Consider the following 23,576-nt stretch of genomic DNA (forward strand, 5'->3'; position numbering starts at 1 on the left):
GTCAACCGGCGGCGGGCAGCGCCGACAGCATCACCTTGTCGCGACCGTGATGCTTGGCCTGGTAGAGCATGGCGTCGGCCTCGCAGAACAGGCTTTCCAGCGAGGCGTGGCTGCTGTTCAGACAGGCCACGCCCAGGCTGGCGGTGAAACGCAGCCGCGCGCCGGCGTCCGGCAGCGGCAGTTCGATGCGGGCGATGGCGGCGCGCAAGCGCTCCGCCACCTGCGCCGCCTGCTCGCGGCCGGTGTCCGGCAGCAGAATGCAAAACTCCTCGCCGCCGTGGCGGCCGATCAGATCGGTCTGCCGCGCCTGCCGGCGCAGACAGTCCGCCAGCGCGGTCAGCGCCTGGTCGCCGGCCAGGTGGCCGTGGCGGTCGTTGATGCTTTTGAAGTGGTCCAGATCCAGCACGATCAGCGACAAGGCGCGCCGCTCGCGCTGAGCCAGGCGGAAGGCCGTTACCGCCTCCTCGTCGAAGCTGCGCCGGTTCAGCAAGCGGGTCAGGCTGTCGCTGCGCGATTGCTGCAACAACTGATCCATCGCCCGTTCGTACACCAGGTAGAGCTGGCACACCACCACGCCGTAGCCGGACCACTGCGTCATCAGCAGCAAGAGGTTCTGTCTTTGGCTGGCCACTTCCATTTCCGGCAGTCCGGAAGACAGGGCCAGCGCCAACTGCGTCAGCTCCAGCAGCAGGGTCAGCACCGCCAGCGCCGAGGCCAGGGATTTGCCGGCGCGCGGGCTGTCTTGTTCCGCCTGCCACAGCCGCCAGGCAATCAGCCCCCACAGCAGGCAGCCGCCCAGCGAGAAGATGGCGTGGCGGGCCAGCGCCGAATGCGCCAGTCCGTCGTGGGAGAACAGCAGCAGCGGAATGAAGATCAAGGCCAGTCCCAAGGGCAGGCTGTATTGGCTGGAATGATTGTAAAAACGCTCGATACTGATCAGCACCTGCAAGGCGGCCAGCTGGATCAACAGCTTGGCGCCGATGGAGATCAAGGCGGGGTCCAGATCCAGCGGCGCCAGGTAGAGCAGGCCGGCCGCCGCGTCCAGCAGGCCGCCGATGGCGAGCGCCAATACGGCGGGCTGGCGCTGGCTGCGTCGCCAGAACAGGAAGGTGACCAGGGAGATGACCAGGCTGTAGCCGGCGGTGCAAGCCAGCGTTGTCCGTGGGTCGAGGAAAAATGACATCGTGTTCTATGGGCAAGGAGCGTCTGGCAGGGTATCGGCCAGGCAAGCGCACGACAATAGCAGTCTATTGATATTCATACAATTTCACTCTGAAATAAAACGCCGCCCCATGCCATGGGATGCGGCGGGTGCGCTACAATTATCTCTTTTGATTGTTGGTCTGCATCATGGACAAGCCGCGGTATCCGATCAGCGAGCGCGAAGTGGAATTCAGCGCGATGCGCGCGCAAGGCGCGGGCGGGCAAAACGTCAACAAAGTGTCGTCGGCGGTGCACCTGCGCTTCGACGTGCGCGCCTCCTCCTTGCCGGAATGGCTGCGCGAGCGGCTGCTGGCCCAGCCGGACCAACGCTTGAACAAGGACGGGGTGCTGGTGATCAAGGCGCAGCAGCACCGCACTCAGGAATTGAACCGCGCCGACGCGCTGCAGCGCCTGCAGGCCTGGGTCGACGCCGCCAGCCACATCCCCAAGGCGCGCCGCGCCACCAAACCCACTTACGGCTCCAAGCAGCGGCGGCTGGCCGGCAAGACGCGGCGCGGCGAGGTCAAGTCCCTGCGCGGCAAAGTGGATCTATAGCCGGCCTAATTGCTTCGGCGGAATCGCGGGAATGTATTAGTGTTAATGCTGTGGGCATTAATATTGAGGCAAAGGGGCCGCGATGAAAGGCTTGACGATTAGGGCGCAGCTGCAGCTGCTGGCTTTCGGCATAGTGGTGTCCTGCCTGCTGATCGGCGCGGTCGGCTACCAAAGCACGGCGCACCTGGCGCGCAGCATCAATGAATTGTTGGACAGCCAGGGCGCGGTGCGCCGGCAGATGGACGCCGACATGATGCACGACGCGGTGCACGGCGACGTTCTGGCGCTGATGCTGGCGCAGAAGAACGGAGATCGCGCCGCGCTGACGGAAATCCGCAAGGACGTGGACGAGCACCGCAAGCGCTTTCTCGGGGCAATGAAGGAAAACCAGGACAAGATCAACGATCCCGACGCCCGCGCCTTGCTGCAGCAGATCCTGCCGGTGGTGGAGCGCTACACCGCCGCCGCCGCCGCCATCGTCGCGGTCGGCTTCGACCAGCCGGAACAGGCGACGGCCAAGCTGAAGGATTTCCAGCAGGACTTCGCGCTGCTGGAAGACAAGATGGAAAAACTGGCCGACGCCATCGACAACGGTTCGCGGCGGCAGAACGACAGCACGGTGGCGCAGGTGGGCGTGGCCGCCGTGCTCATCATCGTCGCGGCGCTGGCCGCGGCCTTGCTGATGGCCTTGCTGTGCTGGTGGGTGGCGCGTTCGGTGCTGCCGCCGATCGAGCGTTTCAAGGACGCGGCGCAACGCATAGAGCGCAGCGGCGATCTGTCCATCCGCGCGCAGGCGGGGCGGCGCGACGAGCTGGGCGCCGCCATCGGCGAATTCAACACCTTGATGGACACCTTGCAAGGCATTGTCGGCAAGGTGGGCCAGACTTCCGGCGCGCTGGGAGACTCCGTCGACGAGATTTCCCAGCTCACCCAGAGCGTGGAGCAGGCCAGCCGGCTGCAAACCGATTCGGCGCAGTCCATGGCCGGCGCCATCCAGCAATTGGCCGACCACCTGGCCAGCGTGGCCGAGCACGCCGACAGCACTTTGCGGATCGCCGGCGAAGTGGGTCAATGCTCGAGCGAGGGCAGCAAGGCGGTGCAGCAGACCGTGGGCAATATCGGCAACCTGGCCCAGACCATTCATCACAGCGCCAACAGCGTGCAATTGCTGGAGGGCGACATCCGCAAGATAGGCGGCATGGTGGATTCGATCCGCGGCATTGCCGAGCAAACCAATCTCCTGGCCTTGAACGCCGCCATCGAAGCCGCGCGCGCCGGCGAATCCGGCCGCGGTTTCGCCGTGGTGGCCGACGAGGTGCGCGCGCTGGCGGAGCGCACTTCGCAGGCGACGGCGGACATCGTCAACGTCATTTCCCAGCTGCAAGCCACCTCGGAGCAAGTGGTCAGCGGCATGGAAAACGGCGTAGGCCAGGTGGAGCAGGGCGTGGAGCTGGTGAAGCAGCTGGGCGGCATGGTGGACCAGATCGGCCGCCAGGCCGGGGTGGCGGAGGAGCGCATCCGCAATATTTCCCGGCTGCTGGACAATCAAAAAGAGGCCGGCGCGCAAATCCTGGTCAACGTCGACGCGGTGACCCAGCATGCCGGGACCACCAGCCGTTCGGTGGAGCAGGTGCAGGACGAATTGCTGCAGCTGCGCGGCCATTTTGGCGAACTGAGCGAGTCCATCCGCCATATGCGGGTCTGATCCGGTTTGGCCGTCACGGCCGGCGCGGGTAGAATGCACGGTTTTTCGACACGCGAAAGCGATGTGAGGATTCGGCCATGGCCAAGAAACAAAAACAAGACGAGTTGGACGAGGAAACCCGCGCGTTGCTGGAATGGTGCGCCGAGGTGGAAACCCATCTGGTGGCGGCCGGCGCCACGGTGGCGGAGGCGCAGGAGCATATCGAGGAACAGGCGGAGTGGTACACCGACCAGTACTACGACGGCCTGAGCCCGGAAGAGGCGGCGCGGGCGGCGCTGAAATGAGTCGACGCATCGCCGTCATCGATTTCGAAACCAACGGCGCGTCCCCGGGACGCGACTGTCGCGCCACCGAAATCGGCGTGGCGCTGCTGGAGGACGGCCGCATCGTCGGCCGTTACCAAAGCCTGATCAACGCCGGGGTGTGGATTCCGCCGATGATTGAGCGGCTGACCGGCATCAGCAACGCGATGCTGCGCGACGCGCCGCCGCCGGCGGTGGCGATGGCCGAAGCGGCGCGCTTCGTCGGCGACACGCCGCTGGCCGCTCACAACGCCAGCTTCGACCGCAAGTTCTGGGATTACGAGCTGGCCCAGCTGGGCCTGTCGCGCAGTCAGGACTTCGCCTGCACCCTGCTGCTGTCGCGCCGGGTGCTGCCGCAGGCGCCGGACCACAAGCTGGGCACTTTGGCGCGCTGGCTGAGCCTGCCGGACACCGGCCGCGCCCACCGCGCGCTGGCCGACGCGGAAATGGCCGCGCATTTGCTATCGCATTTGCAGGGCGAACTGAGCAGCCGCTATGGCGCGCATCTATGTGAGCACGGCCAGCTGTGCGGCATGCAGAAGATCAGCGCGGCCAAGATAGGGCAGTATCTGCAAGCCCAGGCCGGCTGAACCGCGGTCCGCGTCGTGATGAGGCGGCGCAAATCTCAGCCGCCTTCGTCTGGCGCGCCGACGCCAAACTCCGGTCTGGCCGCGAACCAGGCCAGCGCCCGTTCGCGCAAGGCGGCGACGGCCGGCGTCTCCGCGCGCTCCCGCAGGCAGGCCAGCACGATGCGTTGCGCCGGCAGCGGATCGGCGATGGGCCGCAGCGCCAGCGGCCGGCCGTCATAGCTGTGGTCGCCGCTGGGCCGGGTGTAGGCGATGGCCACGCCCAGGCCGTGAGCCACCATGCCGCGTTGCAGCTCAAGGCTGCGGACCGACTCCAGCCGGGCCGGCCGCAGGCCGTGCATGCGCAGCAAGTCCAGAAAATGCGGGCCGCTGTGCGCCTGCTCGGTCAGCAAAAGCGGCCATTCGCATAATTCCCTCAAGTACACTTGCTCGCTTCGCGCCAGCGGATGATCGGCCGCCAGCAGCGCGTGGGGCGCCAGCGTGCGCAGTTCGGTCAGCGCCAGCGCGGGCGGCAGCGCCAGATCGTAGCTGATGGCGACGTCCAGCCCGCCTTGCAGCAATTGCGGGCCGATCAGGTCGAAGCCGCACTCCCGCGGTTCCACGCGCAAGGACGGATGCCGCTCGCGCAGCGCGCGCAGCAAGGGCGGCAGACAGTAGGGCGCCAGATCCTCGAAGCAAGCCAAGGCCAATTCCCCGGCCAAGGCGTCCGCGCCGTCGGCGAGCCCCTCCAGCGCCATCGCGGCTTCCACGGTCCGTCGCGCCTGCGCCAGCGCTTGCCGGCCAAACGGCGTCGTCGCCATGCCGGAGCCGCGGGTGCGCACGAACAAGGCCTGTCCCAGGATGCCTTCCAGCTCTCCGACGGCGGCGGATACCGCCGGCTGGGAGACGTTCAGCCGTTCGGCCGCGGCGCTGATGCCGCCATGACGGGCCACGGCCAGCGCGTAGCGCAATTGACGCAAGGTCAGCTTCATCGCTTTTTCCGAGGAGAATGATCAAAACATATTATTTTATTTTGGCATGGACTTGCGCTGATAGTGAGGGCAGTCGCCCGCAGTGGCGGTGCGTATTTATACAAGAGGAGGAGAAGCCCATGTCAGCCTGTCCCGAAATGTCCATTGCCGACATCGCCGCCTTTCAGCGCGACGGCGCCGTCTGCCTGCGCGGCCTGTTCCGCGATTGGGTGGATGTCATCGCCGCCGGCATCGAGCGTAATCTGCATGCGCCCGGCCCCTATGCTGGCAATGTGGTCGCCGCCGGCGAGCCGGGCTCCTTCTTCGAGGATTATTGCAACTGGCGGCGTATTCCCGAGTTCGAGGCGGTGGTGACGGAGTCGCCGGCCGCGGCGGCTGCGGCTACCCTGATGCGCTCGACCCGCGCGCAATTCTTCCACGAGCATGTGCTGGTCAAGGAGCCCGGCACTCACAAGCCCACGCCCTGGCATCAGGACATCCCGTATTACTTCGTCGACGGCGAACAGACCGCCAGTTTCTGGATTCCGGTGGACCCGGTGCGCGAAGCCACTTTGCGGCTGGTCGCCGGTTCGCATCGCTGGGAGGAATGGGTGCGGCCGGTGCGCTGGAAAGACGATTCCGGCTTCTACGAGGGCGACGCGCGCCGCTACCGCGACGCGCCGGATCCGGACAGCGAGCCGGGCATGCGGGTGCTGGAGTGGGCCTTGGAGCCGGGCGACGCGGTGCTGTTCGATTTCCGCACCGTGCACGGCGCGCGCGGCAATCCCGGCGGCGGACGGCGGCGGGCGCTGTCCTTGCGCTGGCTGGGCGACGACGCGCGTTACGCCGAGCGTCCGGGACGCACCTCGCCGCCGTATCCGGAGCACGGCATGAGGCCGGGCCAGCGCCTGCGCGAGGATTGGTTTCCGGTGCTGTGGCCGGCGGCCTGAGGTCTGTCAGGCGGTCCAGCGCATCAGGAATTCGCCGTCGGCGTATTGGATATCGACAAAGCCTAGGCGCAGGTAGAGCCGTCGCGCCGGATTACGCTCCAGCACGCTGAGTTCCAAGGCGGCCCCGGCGTGTTCGGCCTCGCGTTGCAGACTGCGGATCAGCTTGCCGCCCAGGCCGCGGCCATGGCAGTCCGGCAGCAGTTGCAACTGGATCAACCGCCAAGCGGGGAGCCGGCGCGCGACTTTGAGCAGACCGATGTCCCGTTCGCCTTCGAGGATGATGGAGGCGTGTTCGAAACCATCGTGGACTCGGCTCAGGAGTGCATCTTCATCACAGGGGCGGCCCGCCGTTTGCAGATGGGGGCCCATGCTGGCGCGGCGCAGCGCCAGTAGGAAGGCGAGGTCGCCGCGGACGGCCGGGCGCAAGGCGATGGGTTGGCTCAGCGTTTTTCTCCTGAAGTCGAGTTTGGAGACGCGGTGTTTTGCACCATAGAGAACGGCCCGCCAAGGCGGGCCGTTTGTTCGGATCAGGCATCCAGTCCTTGCTGGGCCAGCGCCGCGGCGCGCAGAACGGCGCGCGCCTTGTTCTGGGTTTCCTGCCATTCCATGTCCGGCGAGGAGTCGGCGACGATGCCGGCGCCGGCCTGCACATAGAGCATGCGGTTCTTCAACACCGCGGTGCGGATGGCGATGCACAGGTCCATATCGCCGTTGAAGCCCAGATAGCCGACCGCGCCGCCGTAGATGCCGCGCTTGCTGGGTTCGAACTGGTCGATGATCTCCATCGCCCGCACCTTGGGCGCGCCGGACAGGGTGCCGGCCGGAAAAGTGGCCTTGAGCACGTCGATGTTCGACACCTCGGGGCCGACCTTGCCTTCCACGCTGGACACGATGTGCATCACATGGGAATAGCGCTCGATCGCCATATTGTCGGTGACGCGAACGCTGCCGGTGGCGGCGACGCGGCCCACGTCGTTGCGGCCCAGGTCCATCAGCATCACGTGTTCGGCGATTTCCTTGGGGTCGGCCAGCAATTCGGCCGCCAGCGCCTCGTCCTGCTCGCGGGTCTGGCCGCGCGGGCGGGTGCCGGCGATGGGGCGCACGGTGACGGTGTCCTGTTCGCGGCGCACCAGGATTTCCGGCGAGGCGCCCACCACGTGGAAGTCGTCGAAGTGATAGAGGAACATATAGGGCGACGGGTTCAGGCTGCGCAGCGCGCGGTAGAGGCTGAGCGGGGACTCCGCGAACGGCATCTGCATGCGCTGCGACAGCACCACCTGCATGATGTCGCCGTCGTGGATGTAGCGCTTGCAGGCGGACACCGCGTCCTTGAACGCCTGTTCGCCGTATTCCGACGCCGATTGCGTGCCTTGGGCCGGCAAGGACAAGGGCGCTTCCAGCGGCTCGCGCAGGCGGGCGCGCAGTTGCGCCAGCCGCGCCTCGGCTTTGAGCAGCGCGTTGGGCACTTCCGGATCGGCGTAGACGATCAGATAAAGCTTGCCGGACAGATTGTCCACCACGGCCAATTCCTCGGACACCATCAGCAGCATGTCCGGCGTGCCTATGGTGTCGGGCTTGCTGGTTTCGGACAGCCGCTTTTCGATGTGGCGTATGGTGTCGTAGCCGAAATAGCCGACCAGGCCGCCGGCGAAGCGCGGCAGGCCGGGTTGCGGCGGGGTGCGGAAGCGCTGTTGGAAGGCTTCGATGAAGGCCAGCGGATCGCCGCTGTGACGCTCGATCACCTTGTCGCCGTATTCCACCTGCACCTGCTGGCCGTTGACCCGCAAGCGGGTGGTGGACGGCAGGCCGATGAAGGAGTAGCGGCCAAAGCGCTCGCCGCCGACGACGGACTCCAAAAGATAGGAATAGGGCTGGTTGGCCAGCTTCAGGTAGACCGACATCGGAGTGTCGAGATCGGCGAACAATTCCAGGCTGACCGGAATGCGGTTGTAGCCGGCGGCGGCCAGGCGGTTGAATTCTTCATGGGTCATGGCGGGTCCTGCGCTCTTGTGGTCGTGGTGAGGTCGAATGCAGCTTGTCAAACAGGCATTGAGCGGCGCCATCGGCATCCAAGCCGGTATCCTTGCTTCGTCATGAAGTCGTCATCCGTAAAAGAAGTTATCAGCTGATCAGCTATTCTTCATCAAATCGTATAGTTCGGCAATATTGGACACCGTGAGATCGGCGCTCAGCGCGGCGGCGTCGGCATAGCCGTAGCTGACGGCCACGGCGGCGCAGCCGGCATTGCGGGCGGCCAGCACGTCGTTGGCGGAGTCGCCGACCATGGCCATCTGTTCAGGTTGTATGCCCAAAACCTGGCAAACGTGCTGCAAGGGCAGCGCCGACGGTTTCTTTTCCGCCAGGGTGTCGCCGCCGATGACCAGGCTGAAGCAATCGCGCAGCCCCAGTTGTTCCAGCAGCGGCAGCGCCAGCCGTTCGGATTTATTGGTGATCACCGCCAGCGGCAGCTGCAGCGCGCGCAGCAGGCCCAGGCCGTCGGTCACGCCCGGATAGATGGTGGTGTTGTCGCTCAGGTGTTCGCGGTAGTGCTGGATGAAGAAGACGTAGCCGCGCTCCCACAGCGCCGGATCGGCCTGGCCGTCGCGCTCATTAGTCAGCGCGCGGTGCACCAGGCTGGCGATGCCGTCGCCGACGTGTTCTTGAATGCGCAGCGCCGGCAGCGGCGGCAGGTCCAGATGTTCGCGCATGGCGTTGGCGGCGGCGGCCAGATCCGGGATGGAGTCGACCAGGGTGCCGTCCAGATCGAAGGCGACGGCTTTGATGTGTTTCAGGTTCATAAGCGTTTCAGCGCGGCGGCCTTGGCCGCCGCCGGTTTGGTTTAGTTTAAGGCGGGCTTGACGTGTCGCGCCTCGCTACGCGCGGCAGGTTTTGAACCGCTTCTCAGAACGTGTTTACGATCTCGCGAGCTAAGGCGAAACAAGGCGAAAACGAGCGAAAAAGCGGAATGTACAGGTGGTACATGAGCATTTTGAGCTCGGTTTCAACGCCCATTTCTATCCATCCCGCCGACGCGCAGCAGATCGTAAACAGGTTCTCAGCCCAGGTTGCGGATGTCCACCACGGTTTGCAGGCCAAAAGCCGGCGACAGCAGATGGTCGACGATGCGGCGCGCGGCGGCGGCCGGGGTGCTCAGTTCGCCGTCCGCCTTCAGCGCGTCGAAACGGGCTTTCTGCGGGAACTGCTCGGCGTCGCTGCCGCGGATGCTGGCCTGCATGTCGGTGTCCACCACGCCGGGGTAGAGCGCGACGATGTGCGCGGCGTTGTCCTGGCCGGCCTGTTCCGCGGCCACGCTGCGGCTGAAGTGGTCCAGCCCGGCCTTGGTGGTGCAGTACACGCTCCAGCCCGGGTAGGGTTTGGCGGCGGCGCCTGAGGAAATGTTCAGGATGCGGCGGCGGGCTTTGAGGCCGGCGCTGGCGCGCAGCAGCGCGTCCGTGGCCAGCATCGGCGCCGCCAGATTGATCGCCAGCGCGCGGACCAGGTCTTCGGCCGGGTAATGGCCGGCCTGGGCGATGGGCGTCACCACGCCGGCGTTGTTGATCAGGTTGAGGCTGGCGCAGTCGGCCGGCTTCAGCTGTTCCAGCGCGGCGGCGATGGCCGGCGCCACCGCGGCGGCGTCGGAGAGGTCGGCGTCTATGGCGCTCAGGCGTTCCGGGTAACGGCGCGTCAGCGCGGCCAGCGCGTTCACGGCGCCGCGCGCCAGGCCGGCGACGCGGTAGCCGTCGGCGAGCAGGGCTTCGGTCAGCGCCAGGCCAAGGCCGCGGGAGGCGCCGGTCACGATGAAGGCGTGCATATTCTGTGCTCCTGGGGTGAGGGCCGGTTTCAGCGGAGTTGGGCCAGCTCGGCGCGCATCTCGTCGATCACGGTCTTGTAATCGGCCTGGCCGTAGATGGCGGAACCGGCGACGAAGGTGTCGGCGCCGGCTTTGGCCACCGCGCGGATATTGTCGGTCTTGATGCCGCCGTCCACTTCCAGCCAGATTTCGCCGCCGTGCCTGGCGGTGTATTCATCGATGCGGCGGCGCGCCTCGCGCACCTTGTCCAGCGCGTGCGGGATGAACTTCTGGCCGCCGAAGCCCGGGTTCACCGACATGATCAGCACCATGTCTATCTTGTCCATCACATGGTCCAGATAGGACAAAGAGGTGGCCGGGTTGAACACCAGGCCGGCCTTGCAGCCGGCGTCCTTGATCAGGCCCAGCGTGCGGTCGACGTGCTCGGAGGCTTCCGGATGGAAGGTGATGATGTTCGCGCCGGCCTTGGCGAAGGCGGCGGCCAGGCTGTCCACCGGTTTCACCATCAGATGCACGTCGATGGGCGTGCCCTCGCAGTGCGGGCGGATGGCTTCGCACACCATAGGCCCTATGGTCAGGTTGGGCACGTAGTGATTGTCCATCACGTCGAAATGGATGATGTCGGCGCCGGCGGAGATCACGTCGCGAACCTCTTGGCCAAGACAGGAAAAATCGGCGGAAAGAATGCTGGGAGCAATACGGAAAGTGCGCATAGGGCGTTGCTTTGGGCAAGGATGAACACGGGATGGCCACATTCTACCGCGCCAAAAGCGTTCCGGCGGGATAAAATGAAGCACAAACAACAAAAGGAGCGCTGAACATGGCGGAAAAAACCTACCGTGTCGAAGTGGAAGCCGAACCGCATTACATCGAAGAACAATCCAATATGGCCAACGATATTTATGTGTTCGGCTATCGCATCCGCATCACCAATACCGGCAGCGAGCCGGCGCAGCTGGTCAGCCGCCACTGGATCATCGCCGACGCCAACGAGCAGGTTCAGGAAGTGCGCGGCATGGGGGTGGTGGGCGAGCAGCCGCGCATCGAGCCGGGCCAGTCTTTCGACTATTCCAGCGCCACCCATCTGAAAACGCCTTACGGCTCAATGAAGGGCAGCTATCAGTTTCTGGCCGACGACGGCAAGCGTTTCGAGGCGGAAATCCCCGAGATGAATCTGGTGGCGCCGCGCGTGCTGCATTGAGAACCCGTTCAAAGTCCGCCGAGCCCTGGCGATACGGCGTTGAAACCGGCTTAGGAATGCCCATGCGCCGCTTGGCCATTGCGCATTTTCGGCCGCAACGCCTTGTCTCGCCCCCGCTCGCTGGACTTTGAACAGGCTCTGAGACTTCGCAAAGCCGGCGGCGCTATTTTTCCCTGGGCCAGGTCCACCACACGATGAAGGTGGCCAATCCGCCGGCAATCGCCGCTTCCAGCAATAATATCCACATGTCCGCGCCCCCTGGCGAGCGTTGATGATGTTCGCAAGACAACTCAACTCTCACTTTGGAACAGCTTGACGCAACAGGCAATCCCAAATATGCGTTTTACCCATTCCGGCCCGGCTCCGGACCGCCGCAACGATATCGCCACCCTCAAGACGCTTGTGCCCTATTTATGGGTGTTCAAGTGGCGGGTGCTGCTGGCGCTGTCCTGTATGATTTTGGCCAAGGTGGCCGCGGTCAGCACGCCCTTGTACCTGAAAGACATCGTCGATCAACTCTCGGTGCCGGCCACCCTGTTGGCCTTGCCGGTGCTGGCGCTGGCCGGCTACGGCTGCGCCCGCCTGCTGTCCAGCGTGCTGGGCGAGCTGCGCGACGCGGTGTTCGCGCGGGTGATACAGGGCGCGGTGCGCAGCGTGGCCGGCGGCGTGTTCCAGCATCTGCTGCGGCTGTCGCTGCGCTTTCACCTGGAGCGTCAGACCGGGGGCATGAGCCGCGACATCGAGCGCGGCACCAAGGGCATAGGCTTTTTGCTGAACTTCACCGTGTTCAACATCCTGCCCACCTTGCTGGAAATCGGCATGGTCACCGCCATTCTGCTGCACCGCTACGCCTGGCCGTTCGCGCTGGTGACCTTCGGCACCATCGCCGTCTACATCGCCTTCACCCTGGTGGTGACCGAGTGGCGCACCGTCTACCGCCGCAGCATGAACGATCTGGACTCCAAGGCCAACGCCAAGGCGATAGACGCGCTGCTCAATTACGAGACGGTCAAATATTTCAACAACGAAGGCTACGAGGCGGCGCGCTACGACAAGAATCTGGCGGCCTGGGAAGCGTCGGCGATCAAGAACCAGGTGTCGCTGTCCATGCTCAACGCCGGCCAGGGCCTGATCATCGCCAGCGGCGTCACCCTGATCATGGTCTTGTCCGCGCGCGAGGTGGTGGCCGGGCGGATGACGGTGGGCGACGTGGTGCTGGTGGCTACTTTCATCACCCAGTTGTACGCGCCCTTGAACTTCCTCGGCTTCGTCTACCGCGAGATCAAGCATTCGCTGGCCGACATCGAGCGCATGTTCGCGCTGCTGGGTGCCAACGAGGAGGTGGCGGACGCGTCGGGAGCGGCGGTGCTGGCCGCGCCGGCGGCCGCGGTGCGCTTTGAACAGGTGGGCTTCGCTTACGAGAGCAAGCGGCGGATTCTGAACGAGGTCAGCTTCGACATCCCGGCAGGCAAGACGCTGGCGGTGGTCGGCGCCAGCGGCGCGGGCAAATCCACACTGTCGCGGCTGCTGTTTCGCTATTACGACGTCGGCGAGGGCCGCATCCTGGTCAACGGCCGCGATATCCGCGAGCTGAGCCAGGACAGCCTGCGCGCCCATATCGGCATCGTGCCGCAGGACACGGTGCTGTTCAACGACACGGTGTATTACAACATCGCCTACGGCCGGCCCGGCGCCAGCCGCGAGGAAGTGATGGAAGCGGCCAAGTCCGCGCACATCCATGATTTCGTCAGCAGTCTGCCGGACGGTTACGACACGATGGTGGGCGAGCGCGGCCTCAAGCTGTCCGGCGGGGAAAAACAGCGGGTGGCGATTGCGCGCACCATTCTGAAGAATCCGCCCATCCTGATCTTCGACGAGGCCACCAGCGCGCTGGATTCGCGCACCGAGAAGGCGATCCAGCGCGAACTGGCGGAGATCTCAGCCAACCGCACCACGCTGATCATCGCCCACCGGCTGTCCACCATCGTCGACGCCGACCAGATCCTGGTGATGGAGGCCGGGCGCGTGCTGGAGCAGGGCAGCCACCGCGAGCTGTTGGAGCGCGGCGGCCGCTACGCCGAGATGTGGCGTTTGCAGCAGACGGAGCAGCCGGTGGCCGACGACGTCTGAGAACCTGTTCCAAGTCTGCCGCGCTGGAGCGCCGCGGTCTTGAACCGGCTCAGGGCTGGCGTCGGCCGGCGGCCTTGAGTTCGCTCATCGCCGCCAGCACGGCGTCGGCCAGCGTCAGCATGCGCTGGCAGTCCGCGCTTTGAGGGTGGCCGGCGAAGTCCAGCGCGGGGGACAGCGCCTGTAAGGCGCGGCGGGCGCTGGCGGCCACGTCGGCGGCCAGATTGAAATCGCCGGGCGACAGCACCCGGCCGTTGCGGATTTTCTTGTAGTACACGGCCGCCATCTGCGCGTACTGCTCCGAGGTTTGCTGAGCGGCCAGGCTGGGCTGCAAAGCCTCCAGCAAGCTCATGATTTCGCGGCAGGCCTGCTCCGCGGCGTTCCAGCGCTTATCCTGTTGCTGGCGTTGCTGCGCCTGGGGCTTGGTCGCGGCTTTCTTGCTCGCCATCTTGGGCTCCTGGGAAAAAGTCAGAGCGCCGCATTCTAGCCATCCCGGCCGCGGCGCGCCACCGTCGCGCTAATCGTGCAGGTGGAAACCGAGCAGGGCGTCGTCTTCGCTGGGCAGCGACAGTTCGACGAAGTCGTTCAGGCAGAACAGGGTCAGTTTGCCGCCGTAGACGGCGCCGGTGTCCAGGTTCAACACATTGTCGAAGCGGGTGGCGCTGGTTTGCGGGGTATGGCCCACCAGCAGCAGGTCCACGCCGCGCACAACGCCGCCGCGTCCGTGGCGCGCGCGTTCCCGCGACCACAGCGCAACGTTGCGGCCGCTTTCCGGCAGCGTGCCGTTGGCGAGGCCGGCGGCCAGCGCGTCCCAGTCGTTGCCGGGGCAATCCGCGTGCACCACGCCGATCTTGCCGCCGTCCGCGTCGCTGACTTCTATCGCGTAGGGCAGGCGCTGAAAAGCGGCCAGGCAGGCTTGTCGCTGAGGCGCGGGCAGGGTCAGCAACCAGGAGCCGCCGTTGTTGACGTGGCGGATTTCGGCTTGCTTGTCGCCCAGTATCGAATCGATCGCCAATTGTTCGTGATTGCCGCGCACCGCGTAGAACCACGGTTGCGCCAGCCACTCCAGCACCGCCGCGCTGTCGGCGCCGCGGTCTATCATGTCGCCGACCGACAACAGTCGGTCGCACTCGGGATTGAAGGCGGCCATTTTCAGCAAACGCGACAATTGGCGGAAGCAGCCGTGAATGTCGCCGACCGCCCAATCGCGGCCTTGGGTATTGCGTTGCAGCTTCAGAATCATGCTCGAACTCGGGGGTGGGGTGCGGCTATTTTGCGCCATGCCAATGGTTTTGTCATTGTGTTGATAGTTTCACAATTAGAATTGTTTTGATTTGACTATCAAAGGCTTACCGAGTTCGATGTCATCCGGGGCTAGGCGGTTCGCCATTCCTGGCAGAATTGCCGGCGGAAGTCCCGCAGCCACTGCAGCCGTTGCTCCGCCATCTTTCGGCCGGCCTCGGTTTGCATCATGGCCGGCAATTTGGCGAGCTTGACCTCGATGTGGTCCAGCGCCCAGCGGCGGTCGTCCAGCTCGCGGGCCTCGCCCAACGGATCTTGCGGATGAGCCAGCGCCGAGTCCATGCGCCCGGCGGTGTAGAACAGCCGCGCCAGGCCGACGGCGCCCAGCGCGTCCATGCGGTCGGCGTCCTGCACGATGCGGGCTTCCAGGCTCTGTGGCGGGATGGCCGCGCTGAAACTGTGCGCCTCGATGGCGTGGGCCACGCCGTCTAGCCGTTCCGCCGGAAAATCGCCGGCGGCAAGCAGCGCGCGGGCGCGGGCGGCGGCCTGGCGCGAGGCCAGATGGCGTTCCGGATGGTTTTTCGGCAGGTTGACCAGGTCGTGCAGATAACAGGCGGCCAGCACGGTCAATGCGTCGGCGTCGGGATGGGCGTCCAGCAACTGCCGGGCGCAGGCCCAGACGCGATGGAAATGGTTGAGATCGTGGGCGCCGTCGTCGTCGCCCGGCTGTTGTTGCAGCAGGCCGATCAGGCGGACGCGCCAGTCGTCTAGCGTCGTGTCGGAGAGAATGGAGTTCATGGCGGCGGCAAGGATTGGGGCAGGGGATTACAGCCCCAATCCGCGTCGCCGTCAAGCCGGCGATTTAACAGTTCTCAGCCTGCGTTCAGCTCGCAGTAGCGCGCCGCGATCGCCGAGGCCAGGCGGGCGTTGTTCAGCACCAGCTGGATGTTGGCGGCCAGGCTGTTGCCGCCGGTCAGCTCGCAGACGCGAGCCAGCAGGAAGGGCGTGGATTCCTTGCCGGCCACGCCTTGTGCCTCGGCCTCGCCCAGCGCCTGCTCGATGGCGGCGTCGATCTTGTCGCGCGGCATCGCGTATTGCTCCGGAATCGGATTGGCCACCACCACGCCGCCGCGCAGTTGCAGGTTCCACTTGGCCTGCATCGTGGCGGCGATGTCGACGGCCTCGTCCAGACGGTGGTCCAGCTTGAAGGCGCTGTCGCGGGTGAAGAAGGCCGGCAGGTGGTCGCAGCGGTGGCCGATAACCGGCACGCCGTGGGTTTCCAGGTATTCCAGCGTCAGGCCCAGGTCCAGGATGGACTTGGCGCCGGCGCAGACCACGGCCACCGGGGTTTGCGCCAGTTCCTGCAGGTCGGCGGACACGTCGAAGCTGCGCTCGGCGCCGCGGTGCACGCCGCCGATGCCGCCGGTGGCGAACACGCGGATGCCGGCCATCGCGGCGATGATCATGGTGGTGGCCACGGTGGTGGCGCCGCTGCGTTTGCCGGCGACGATGAAGGGCAGGTCGCGGCGGCTGACCTTGGCGATGTCGCGGCCGCCCTTGCCCAGGTACTCGATCTCGTCCGCGCTCAGACCGGCCTTCAGACGTCCGTCTATGATGGCGATGGTGGCCGGCACCGCGCCGTGGGCGCGGATTTCCGCTTCCACCTGCAGCGCGGTTTCCACGTTCTGCGGATAAGGCATGCCGTGGGAAATGATGGTGGATTCCAACGCCACCACCGGGCGGTTGGCGGCCAGGGCGGCGGCGACTTCGGGATGAATGTCGAGATGGGCGTTGTGCATTGCGTGCTCCTTAGTTGATGACGAGATCAGGCGTTCAGATAGGCTTCCACCGCCGCGCGGGACAGGGAAGGGTTGTTGGTGGCGGCGGAGGACAACGTCAGCGCGGCGCAGCCGCGAGCAAAGCGCACGCTGTCCGCCAGCGACAGCTCATTGAGCCAACCCCAAGTCAGGCCGGCCATCAGCGCGTCGCCGGAGCCGGTGGTGTTGACGATGGCGCAGTCCGGCGCGTCCAGCCAGCCGTCGCCGGCTTCGCCGCTGTAATAGATGCCGGCGCCGGCCATGCTCAGCACTACGCGGCGCACGCCCTGGCCATGGAACCAGCGCGCCGCCTCCGGCGCGTGCTCCGCCCGTTCCAACGGCAGGCCGGACAAGGCGGCGGCTTCCAGGCGGTTGGGTTTCAGCGTGTGGATGCGCGACAGCCAGGGACGGACGCGCTCGGCCTTGAACGCGGATACCGGATCGACGAACAGCGGCTTGTCGCCGCTTTCGGCGATCAGCCAGGCCAGCGCGTCGGCGCTCAGATTGGTGTCGGCCACCACCGCGCCGGCGTGCCGCACCAGCTCGCTCTGCGCTTGCAGGCGTTCAGGCGTCAGCCGGTTGAGGATGTCCATGTCGTTGATGGCCAGCGCCATGTCGCCGTCGGCCTGCTGGATGGACAGATAGGTGGAGGTGGCGGCGTCCGGCAGCGTCAGACAGCCGCGCACGTCGACGCCGGCGCGCTGGGTGGCTTCCAGCAGCGAGCGGCCGTGGATGTCGTCGCCCACCACCGAGACCAGCCGGCAGTCGGCGCCCAGCCGCGCCAGGTTTTCCGCGACGTTGCGCGCCACGCCGCCGGGCGAGCAGCGCACCTGGCCGGGATTGGAGTCGCCGTGACGCAGCGCGGCGGCGGCGCTGCCGACGATGTCCATATTGGCACCGCCGACGGCGGCGACATAGCGCTGTTCGGCCAGGATGTAGCCTTTGCCGCGGATATGCCCCTTTTGCACCAGATTCATGATGTGCCCGGCCACCGCCGAGCGGCTGATGCCCAGTTGATCCGCCAGCTCCTGCTGCGGGATCAGCGGATCCAGGCGCAGCAGAGAGAGGATTTGTTGTTCCCGCTCAGTCATCAAACATTTGTCCGTTTTGCAAACATTTGTTTGATATTACGGCATTGGCATGCCGGAGGTCAAGGGCGGCGCATTTCCCATTGCGACAGCCACAGACGAGCGCCGCAAGACCGCAGCAGGCCCGCGCCGGCATCGTCGTCGACGTCTAGATTACTGATAGCCAGCGCGGGCGCGGCGGTGTCCCGCTGAACGGCGGCCAGCAGCGAGCGGGCGACGCCGCGGCGCCGATGCGGCAGCGCAACCGCCAGTTCCGCGACGTCGCCGGCGGCGGAATAAAGCGCGTAGCCCAGCAAATCGCCGTTCTGTTTCGCCGTCATCAAGAGCAGCGGCGGCCGCGCGCGCTCCAGGCTGTCGCGGCTATTGGGCACGGCGGGCTCGCTGTGCAGCGGCCAACGCGGCCATTGCGAGCGGTCAGCGGCTTCGCAGCGCCAGCCGGGCGCGGCGTCCACGGCCAGCGCGTGTTCAATGCGGTAACAGTCCAGCCGGCGGCGAGGGCGGAAGCCCAGCTTCAGATAGGCGGCCATGGCCGCGGCGTTGTCGCTGATCACCTCCAGTTGTTGACGCTGTATGCCCCGGCTGGCCAGCCGCCGGCTGACCGCGGCGGCCATCGCTTGCAGCAGGCCTTGGCGGCGCGCGTCGGGCGTGACGCCGGTGGCGACGCAATAGCCGATCGGGCCGGCCTCGTCGCAGTGCACGCCGGCAAGCCACAGACCGACGAGCGCGCCGTCGCGCCAGGCGCCGATGCTCAACTCCGGGCGCCAGCCGCGCCGATGCAGCATGGCGGCCAGCTGTTCTTCGTCCATTTGCATGGGCAGCAGGTAGTCGCTGAATGCCAGCCTGAAGGCTTGATGGATGAGGGGGAAATCGATCAGGGACAGGCTGTGCAGGCGCATGGACGGGCTCGGGTCAATAGGGATGGGCTGATTATGCGCGGCGACGGCGCGGCGCGGTCGGCGCTGTCGTGAATTGGATACAAAAGACTAAATTCAGCGATGACAGCCGACGACGATGCGTCTAGACTATAGCCATGCGCATTGTGCGTGTTTCAGAAGGAGGCGAAGTATGGATGGATTGAGTCAGATCAGCGGGCAGGGCGTGTCCAACAGCATCCAGATCTACGCATTGAAAAAAGCCATGTCGGCGCAGTCGCAGTCGGCTTTGAGCTTGGTGCAAGGCGCGTCCGACAATATGGCGCAGGCCCAGGCCAGCAATCCGGCCCATCTGGGGCAGAATATTGATACCCGCGCCTGAGACGGCGGGGTGACTGGAAAAGCGGCTTAGGCCGCTTTTTTTATTGCCGGGTTCAGAACCTGTTCACGATGCGCATATGAGCATTTCGAAGCGGTGCTCACCGCGCCACGTCTCATGACGCGCAGCAGATCGTAAGCAGGTTATCAGGCGCTGAGCGCCTGATCCCAGTCTTCCGGAAATTGCCGTTCCAGCCAGTTCGCCAGCCATTCCGCCGCACTCTCCCAGCGCGTGTCCAGCATCATCATATGGCCAAGATGGGGCAGGATGTCCGCCGCCACGTCCAGACGCCGCGCGGTGGCCACCACGTCTTCCGGCCCCACCAGCTGGTCTTCGGCCGCGCCCAGCACCAGCGCCGGCAGCCGCGCCAGCGGCCGGTTGGCCAGCGGGTTGACCAGGGTCATGTCCATCAGCGCTCGCTGGCTTTCCTGCTGGCAACGGCTGATCAGCAGTTCCACCGCCGATTCCGGCGCGTCCGGCGACAGCAGCATGTCCTTCAGTTCGATGAACTCCGGATCGTACAGGCCGTGCTGGTACATATTGAGCTTGAGAAACAGCGCTGGCGCCTGCGTCAGCAAGCGCAGACTGGACGAGGCGAGCCCCCCGGGCGGGACCGAGGCCAGCAAGGCCGCGCCGGGCAGCTTGTGGCGGCTCAGGTATTGCTGCACCACGTAGCCGCCCATGGAGTGGCCCACCATCACCGGCGCGGCCGGCAATTGCTTGAGCGCCGCGTCAAGATTGCGCACATAGTCGTCGACGCCGATCGCGGCCAGGTAGTCCCGGCCCTCGCTGCCGCCGTGTCCCTCCAGGCTCAGCGCCCAGCAATCGTAGCCTTGCCGGGCGAACCAGGGCATGAAGTATTCCCGCCAGCACCAGGCGCCGCAAAAGGCGCCGTGCACGAACAACAACGGCGGCGCGAGACGCGCCGCCGTTGGCGCCGGGGCTTGATGCAGTAGCTCCAGGCGCGGGGACATCACAGCACTTCGGCGGCGTGGTCCGCCAGCCGCGAGCGCTCGCCGCGCTGCAGCGTGATGTGGCCGGAATGGCCCCAGCCCTTGAAGCGGTCCACCACATAGGTCAGGCCGGAGCTGCCCTCGGTCAGGTAGGGGGTGTCGATCTGCGAGATATTGCCCAGGCAGACCACCTTGGTGCCGGGGCCGGCGCGGGTGATCAGGGTCTTCATCTGCTTGGGCGTCAGGTTTTGCGCCTCGTCGATGATCAGGTATTTGTTGAGGAAGGTGCGGCCGCGCATGAAGTTCAGCGATTTGACCTTGATGCGGGAGCGGATCAGGTCGCGGGTGGCGGCGCGGCCCCAGTCGCCGCCGTCGTCGTCGCTCTTGTTGAGCACGTCCAGATTATCCTCCAGCGCGCCCATCCACGGCGCCATCTTTTCCTCTTCGGTGCCGGGCAGGAAGCCGATGTCCTCGCCCACCGGCACAGTGACCCGGGTCATGATGATTTCGGAGTACAGCTTCTGTTCCAGCGTCATCGCCAGGCCGGCGGCCAGCGTCAGCAGCGTCTTGCCGGTGCCGGCTTGGCCCAGCAGGGTGATGAAGTCCACCTCCGGGTCCATCAGCAGATTGAGGGCGAAGTTCTGCTCGCGGTTGCGCGCGGTGATGCCCCAGACATTGTTTTTGTGGTGGCTGTAGTCCTTCAGCGTCTGCAGCACCGCGGTCTTGCCCTCCACCTGGGTCACGCGCGCCTGCAGCGGCTGGGCGCCTTCCTGCCACAGCATCTGGTTGACGTAGAGGTTCTGGCCGTCCGGGCCCTTGACCTGGTAGTAGCTGCGGCCCTGTTCCTGCCAGGACTTCATGTCCTTGCCGTTACGCTCCCAGAAGCTTTCGTCGATTTCCCGGGTGCCGGTGTAGAGCAGGTCGGTGTCTTCCAGCACCTTGTCGTTGAAATAGTCTTCCGCGTCCAGGCCCAGCGCGCGGGCCTTGATGCGCATATTGATGTCTTTGGACACCAGGATCACCGAGCGGCCTTGCTGCAACTCCTTCAAGGCCATCACGATGCCGAGGATCTGGTTGTCGGCCTTGCCCACCGGCAGAGACGGCGGCAGCACGCTGTGTATCGCCTGGGTCTGCAGGATCAGCTTGCCGGCGGCGGCGTCGCGGCTGGCGCTCTTCAGCGGAATGCCGGATTCGATCTTGGCTTCGGCCCCGCTGACGATCTCATCTAGGAAACGGCTGGCCTGGCGCGCGTTGCGCGCCACTTCGGACATCCCCTTCTTGTGGGTGTCCAGTTCTTCCAGCGTGATGATGGGGATGAACACATCGTGTTCTTCGAAGCGATACAAGCAGGTGGGGTCGTGCAGCAGCACGTTGGTGTCGAGAACAAACAGCTTGCTGGCGCTGATTTTTTTGCGGCTGGCCATGATGATCCCCTGGTTTTATCGCGGGGCGGGCCGGGAATCGGCCGACCCCGTCGCGGTTTTTAGAGCGTCTTGACGAAGTCCAGCACCGCCGCGGCGTGGCCTGGCACTTTGACGCCGCGCCATTCGCGCGCGATGTCGCCGTTCCGGCCAATCACGAAGGTGCTGCGTTCAATCCCTCTGACCTGTTTGCCATACATATTCTTCATCTTGATGACGCCAAACAGATTGCAAACAACCTCCTCTGCATCGGACAACAATTCGAATGGCAGCTCCAGCTTGGCTTTGAAGTTCTCGTGAGACTTCAGGCTGTCGCGGGAAATGCCGACAACGGCGGCGCCGGCGGCGGCGAATTCGGCGTGCAGATCGCGGAAATCCATGGTTTCGTTGGTGCAGCCGGGGGTGTTGTCTTTGGGGTAGAAGTAGATCACCAGCGGCTTGGGGCTGCTGGACAGCTGAAACGAGACGCCGGCGGTGCCGGGCAGGGTGAAGTCGGGGCAAGCAATGCCGGACATGCAGTAACTCCTGTGGTGGAACTGGGTTGGTGCGTCCGCCTTGTTTTGAGATTAGCGGATTCCCGCCCGGTTAGACAATGGGAATGGGTAACGAAATTTTCACGGCGCGTGTTCCCGCCGCAGCAGCACCAAGAGCGCGCCGGCGCCGCCCATGGATTCGCCGGCCTCGCAAAAGGCCAGCACGTCGGGGTGGTGCTTGAGCCAGGCGCGCACCATGCGCTTGAGCACGGGCTGGCCGTTGGAGCCGAAGCCCTTGCCGTGTATCACCCGCACGCAGGGGCCGTGGCGCCGCGCCCGGTGCAGGAACAGCGCCAAGGCGTCCTGGGCCTGGTAGCGGTCGCAACCGTGCAGGTCGAGCTGGCGACAGACCGGCCAGAAGCCTGCGCGCAGCTTTTTCAGCGTGGCGGAGGGCATGCCGGGCCGGGCGAAATGGGCGTCGATCTCGGCCGGTTCGAACCAGCCCACCATCTGCTGCAGCAAGGCCTGTTGCACCGCTTCCGACGTCTGGCCGTGTTGATGGCGGCGGCGCGGGTGCGGGCTGGGCTTGGGGCGAGGGCTGGCGTGGCGGTTGTCCGGCTTCAGCGGCTTGACGTCGCGGAACAGCTGGCGGAAATCCGGTTCCGGTTCGGCCGGCGGCGCGGCGGAAACGGAAACGCCAGCCGGCGCGCGGGAGTCGCGCACCTGCTGGCGCAGGCCTTGCAAGGCTTTCTTGAAGGCTTTCAAGCGTTTACTTCAGGCTGTCCAGGTAACGTTCCGCGTCCAGGGCGGCCTGGCAGCCGGAGGCCGCGCTGGTCACCGCCTGGCGGTAGATGTGGTCCTGCACGTCGCCGGCGGCGAACACGCCCGCCGCGCTGGTGGCGGTGGCGTTGCCCTCGCGGCCGCTCTTGGTGATCAGGTAGCCGGTGCCGTCCATTTCCAGCTGGCCTTTGAAGATCTCGGTGTTCGGCTGGTGGCCGATGGCGACGAAGAGGCCCATCACCTTGATTTCTTCGGTGGAGGCGTCCTGCATGGACTTCAGGCGCAGGCCGGTGACGCCGGAAGCGTCGCCCAGCACTTCGTCCAGGGTGGCGTTCAGCTTCAGGCTGATCTTGCCTTCCTTGACGCGGTCCATCAGCTTGTCGATCAGAATCTTCTCGGCGCGGAAGGTTTCGCGGCGGTGGATCAGGGTCACGTGCTTGGCGATGTTGGCCAGGTACAGCGCTTCTTCCACCGCGGTGTTGCCGCCGCCGATCACCGCCACGTCCTGGTTGCGGTAGAAGAAGCCGTCGCAGGTGGCGCAGGCGGACACGCCCTTGCCCTTGAACGCTTCTTCGGAGGCCAGGCCCAGGTATTTGGCCGAGGCGCCGGTGGCGATGATCAGCGCGTCGCAGGTGTATTCGCCGGCGTCGCCCACCAGGCGGATCGGTTTTTCATGCAGATGGGTGGTGTGGATGTGGTCGAACAGGATTTCGGTGCCGAAGCGCTCGGCGTGCTGCTGAAAGCGCTGCATCAGTTCCGGGCCCATCACGCCGGCGGCGTCCGCGGGCCAGTTGTCCACGTCGGTGGTGGTCATCAACTGGCCGCCTTGCGCCAGGCCGGTGACCAGCACCGGCTTCAGGTTGGCGCGCGCCGCGTAAACGGCGGCGGTGTAGCCGGCGGGGCCGGAGCCAAGAATCAGCAGGGGGCTGTGGCGAGTCGTGGTCATGATGTTTTCCTGTGTGAGAAGCGGGTAATGAAACCGATTGCGTCAAACCGGGGCTGCCGGTTGGGCGCCGAGGTCGAGTCGTTCAGTTCTGAAGTATGGTGTCTGTCCGTCGGAATCCAAGAGCAAGAGCGGACTATTCAGCCAGCGGGCCCGCGCGCGGGCGCCGGCGTTTCGGCTGACAATATACAAGAGCGGCGGGGCAAGGTTAAGCGTT

At 65.6% G+C, this 23,576-nt stretch carries 26 protein-coding genes; 8 read left to right on the plus strand and 18 right to left on the minus strand.

Annotation, left to right across the window (positions count from 1 at the left end; translation table 11 throughout):
- Position 1: 1 nt before the first annotated feature.
- Complete coding sequence (locus QUG03_RS07175) at positions 2-1,183, minus strand: GGDEF domain-containing protein (protein ID WP_500819727.1); 1,182 nt, start codon at positions 1,181-1,183, stop codon at positions 2-4.
- A 167-nt stretch (positions 1,184-1,350) separates the two neighbouring features.
- Here QUG03_RS07175 and arfB point away from each other — a divergent pair, with 167 nt between their 5' ends.
- From arfB to QUG03_RS07195, 4 genes are all read left to right on the plus strand, one after another.
- A complete protein-coding gene (arfB, locus tag QUG03_RS07180) occupies positions 1,351-1,758 on the plus strand; it encodes an alternative ribosome rescue aminoacyl-tRNA hydrolase ArfB (protein WP_081544746.1) in 408 nt (135 codons plus the stop codon).
- Positions 1,759-1,840: 82 nt separating this feature from the next.
- On the plus strand, positions 1,841-3,463 hold the full coding sequence (locus QUG03_RS07185; protein WP_107799233.1) for a methyl-accepting chemotaxis protein: 1,623 nt from the start codon (positions 1,841-1,843) through the stop codon (positions 3,461-3,463).
- A 77-nt stretch (positions 3,464-3,540) separates the two neighbouring features.
- A complete protein-coding gene (locus QUG03_RS07190; protein WP_019101381.1) occupies positions 3,541-3,747 on the plus strand; it encodes a hypothetical protein in 207 nt (68 codons plus the stop codon).
- Entirely contained in the window at positions 3,744-4,355 is a 612-nt protein-coding gene (locus QUG03_RS07195) for a 3'-5' exonuclease (RefSeq protein ID WP_107799232.1), read from the plus strand. Before QUG03_RS07190 ends, QUG03_RS07195 begins: the two co-directional genes overlap by 4 nt.
- A 35-nt stretch (positions 4,356-4,390) precedes the next feature.
- Here the strand turns inward: QUG03_RS07195 and QUG03_RS07200 are convergent, their stop codons facing one another.
- On the minus strand, positions 4,391-5,323 hold the full coding sequence (locus QUG03_RS07200) for a LysR family transcriptional regulator (RefSeq protein WP_500819728.1): 933 nt from the start codon (positions 5,321-5,323) through the stop codon (positions 4,391-4,393).
- Positions 5,324-5,442: 119 nt separating this feature from the next.
- Between QUG03_RS07200 and QUG03_RS07205 the strand changes: the two genes are divergently transcribed.
- On the plus strand, positions 5,443-6,252 hold the full coding sequence (locus QUG03_RS07205; protein ID WP_253314637.1) for a phytanoyl-CoA dioxygenase family protein: 810 nt from the start codon (positions 5,443-5,445) through the stop codon (positions 6,250-6,252).
- A gap of 6 nt (positions 6,253-6,258) precedes the next feature.
- On the opposite strand, the gene QUG03_RS07210 is transcribed toward QUG03_RS07205, so the two are convergent.
- The 5 genes from QUG03_RS07210 to rpe form a co-directional block, all read right to left on the minus strand.
- Entirely contained in the window at positions 6,259-6,678 is a 420-nt protein-coding gene (locus tag QUG03_RS07210) for a GNAT family N-acetyltransferase (protein ID WP_107799229.1), read from the minus strand.
- A 101-nt stretch (positions 6,679-6,779) separates the two neighbouring features.
- Positions 6,780-8,243 carry an anthranilate synthase component I gene (trpE, locus tag QUG03_RS07215; RefSeq protein ID WP_107799228.1) on the minus strand — a complete coding sequence of 488 codons (1,464 nt, stop codon included), beginning with the start codon at positions 8,241-8,243 and terminating at the stop codon, positions 6,780-6,782.
- Between the two features lie 138 nt (positions 8,244-8,381).
- Positions 8,382-9,050 (minus strand): phosphoglycolate phosphatase, encoded by a 669-nt coding sequence (locus QUG03_RS07220; protein WP_500819729.1) that lies wholly within the window; start codon positions 9,048-9,050, stop codon positions 8,382-8,384.
- Between the two features lie 257 nt (positions 9,051-9,307).
- Positions 9,308-10,063 (minus strand): SDR family oxidoreductase, encoded by a 756-nt coding sequence (locus QUG03_RS07225; RefSeq protein ID WP_500819730.1) that lies wholly within the window; start codon positions 10,061-10,063, stop codon positions 9,308-9,310.
- A gap of 29 nt (positions 10,064-10,092) precedes the next feature.
- Positions 10,093-10,776 carry a ribulose-phosphate 3-epimerase gene (gene rpe / locus QUG03_RS07230; RefSeq protein WP_500819731.1) on the minus strand — a complete coding sequence of 228 codons (684 nt, stop codon included), beginning with the start codon at positions 10,774-10,776 and terminating at the stop codon, positions 10,093-10,095.
- A 107-nt stretch (positions 10,777-10,883) separates the two neighbouring features.
- On the opposite strand from rpe, the gene apaG reads away from it, so the two are divergent.
- Positions 10,884-11,264: a Co2+/Mg2+ efflux facilitator ApaG/CorD gene (apaG, locus tag QUG03_RS07235; protein ID WP_019101389.1), complete on the plus strand. Its 381-nt coding sequence runs from the start codon at positions 10,884-10,886 to the stop codon at positions 11,262-11,264.
- Positions 11,265-11,600: 336 nt separating this feature from the next.
- Positions 11,601-13,394, plus strand: coding sequence for an ABCB family ABC transporter ATP-binding protein/permease (locus tag QUG03_RS07240; protein WP_500819732.1), 1,794 nt, complete (start codon positions 11,601-11,603; stop codon positions 13,392-13,394).
- A gap of 49 nt (positions 13,395-13,443) precedes the next feature.
- Here QUG03_RS07240 and QUG03_RS07245 read toward each other — a convergent pair whose 3' ends face one another.
- From QUG03_RS07245 to QUG03_RS07270, 6 genes are all read right to left on the minus strand, one after another.
- Positions 13,444-13,839: a hypothetical protein gene (locus tag QUG03_RS07245; RefSeq protein ID WP_253314633.1), complete on the minus strand. Its 396-nt coding sequence runs from the start codon at positions 13,837-13,839 to the stop codon at positions 13,444-13,446.
- A gap of 69 nt (positions 13,840-13,908) precedes the next feature.
- On the minus strand, positions 13,909-14,634 hold the full coding sequence (locus QUG03_RS07250; RefSeq protein ID WP_158274272.1) for a metallophosphoesterase: 726 nt from the start codon (positions 14,632-14,634) through the stop codon (positions 13,909-13,911).
- Between the two features lie 131 nt (positions 14,635-14,765).
- Positions 14,766-15,431 carry an HD domain-containing protein gene (locus tag QUG03_RS07255; RefSeq protein WP_500819733.1) on the minus strand — a complete coding sequence of 222 codons (666 nt, stop codon included), beginning with the start codon at positions 15,429-15,431 and terminating at the stop codon, positions 14,766-14,768.
- A 74-nt stretch (positions 15,432-15,505) separates the two neighbouring features.
- Positions 15,506-16,432 carry a pseudouridine-5'-phosphate glycosidase gene (locus tag QUG03_RS07260; RefSeq protein WP_107799220.1) on the minus strand — a complete coding sequence of 309 codons (927 nt, stop codon included), beginning with the start codon at positions 16,430-16,432 and terminating at the stop codon, positions 15,506-15,508.
- Positions 16,433-16,458: 26 nt separating this feature from the next.
- On the minus strand, positions 16,459-17,541 hold the full coding sequence (locus tag QUG03_RS07265; protein WP_107799219.1) for a PfkB family carbohydrate kinase: 1,083 nt from the start codon (positions 17,539-17,541) through the stop codon (positions 16,459-16,461).
- Positions 17,542-17,600: 59 nt separating this feature from the next.
- A complete protein-coding gene (locus QUG03_RS07270; protein WP_500819734.1) occupies positions 17,601-18,434 on the minus strand; it encodes a GNAT family N-acetyltransferase in 834 nt (277 codons plus the stop codon).
- 169 nt (positions 18,435-18,603) lie between these two features.
- Here QUG03_RS07270 and QUG03_RS07275 point away from each other — a divergent pair, with 169 nt between their 5' ends.
- Positions 18,604-18,792 carry a putative motility protein gene (locus tag QUG03_RS07275; protein ID WP_048411033.1) on the plus strand — a complete coding sequence of 63 codons (189 nt, stop codon included), beginning with the start codon at positions 18,604-18,606 and terminating at the stop codon, positions 18,790-18,792.
- Between the two features lie 143 nt (positions 18,793-18,935).
- Here the strand turns inward: QUG03_RS07275 and QUG03_RS07280 are convergent, their stop codons facing one another.
- The 5 genes from QUG03_RS07280 to trxB form a co-directional block, all read right to left on the minus strand.
- On the minus strand, positions 18,936-19,763 hold the full coding sequence (locus QUG03_RS07280) for an alpha/beta hydrolase (RefSeq protein ID WP_233246671.1): 828 nt from the start codon (positions 19,761-19,763) through the stop codon (positions 18,936-18,938).
- Positions 19,763-21,166 (minus strand): PhoH family protein, encoded by a 1,404-nt coding sequence (locus QUG03_RS07285; protein ID WP_107799216.1) that lies wholly within the window; start codon positions 21,164-21,166, stop codon positions 19,763-19,765. Before QUG03_RS07285 ends, QUG03_RS07280 begins: the two co-directional genes overlap by 1 nt.
- 59 nt (positions 21,167-21,225) lie before the next feature.
- Complete coding sequence (locus tag QUG03_RS07290; protein ID WP_048414751.1) at positions 21,226-21,678, minus strand: peroxiredoxin; 453 nt, start codon at positions 21,676-21,678, stop codon at positions 21,226-21,228.
- A 99-nt stretch (positions 21,679-21,777) separates the two neighbouring features.
- Positions 21,778-22,401: a Smr/MutS family protein gene (locus tag QUG03_RS07295; protein WP_500819735.1), complete on the minus strand. Its 624-nt coding sequence runs from the start codon at positions 22,399-22,401 to the stop codon at positions 21,778-21,780.
- A gap of 4 nt (positions 22,402-22,405) precedes the next feature.
- Positions 22,406-23,362, minus strand: coding sequence for a thioredoxin-disulfide reductase (gene trxB, locus QUG03_RS07300; protein WP_235088794.1), 957 nt, complete (start codon positions 23,360-23,362; stop codon positions 22,406-22,408).
- Between the last annotated feature and the right edge of the window lie 214 nt (positions 23,363-23,576).

This window comes from Chromobacterium sp. CCUG 30098 (assembly GCF_059916605.1).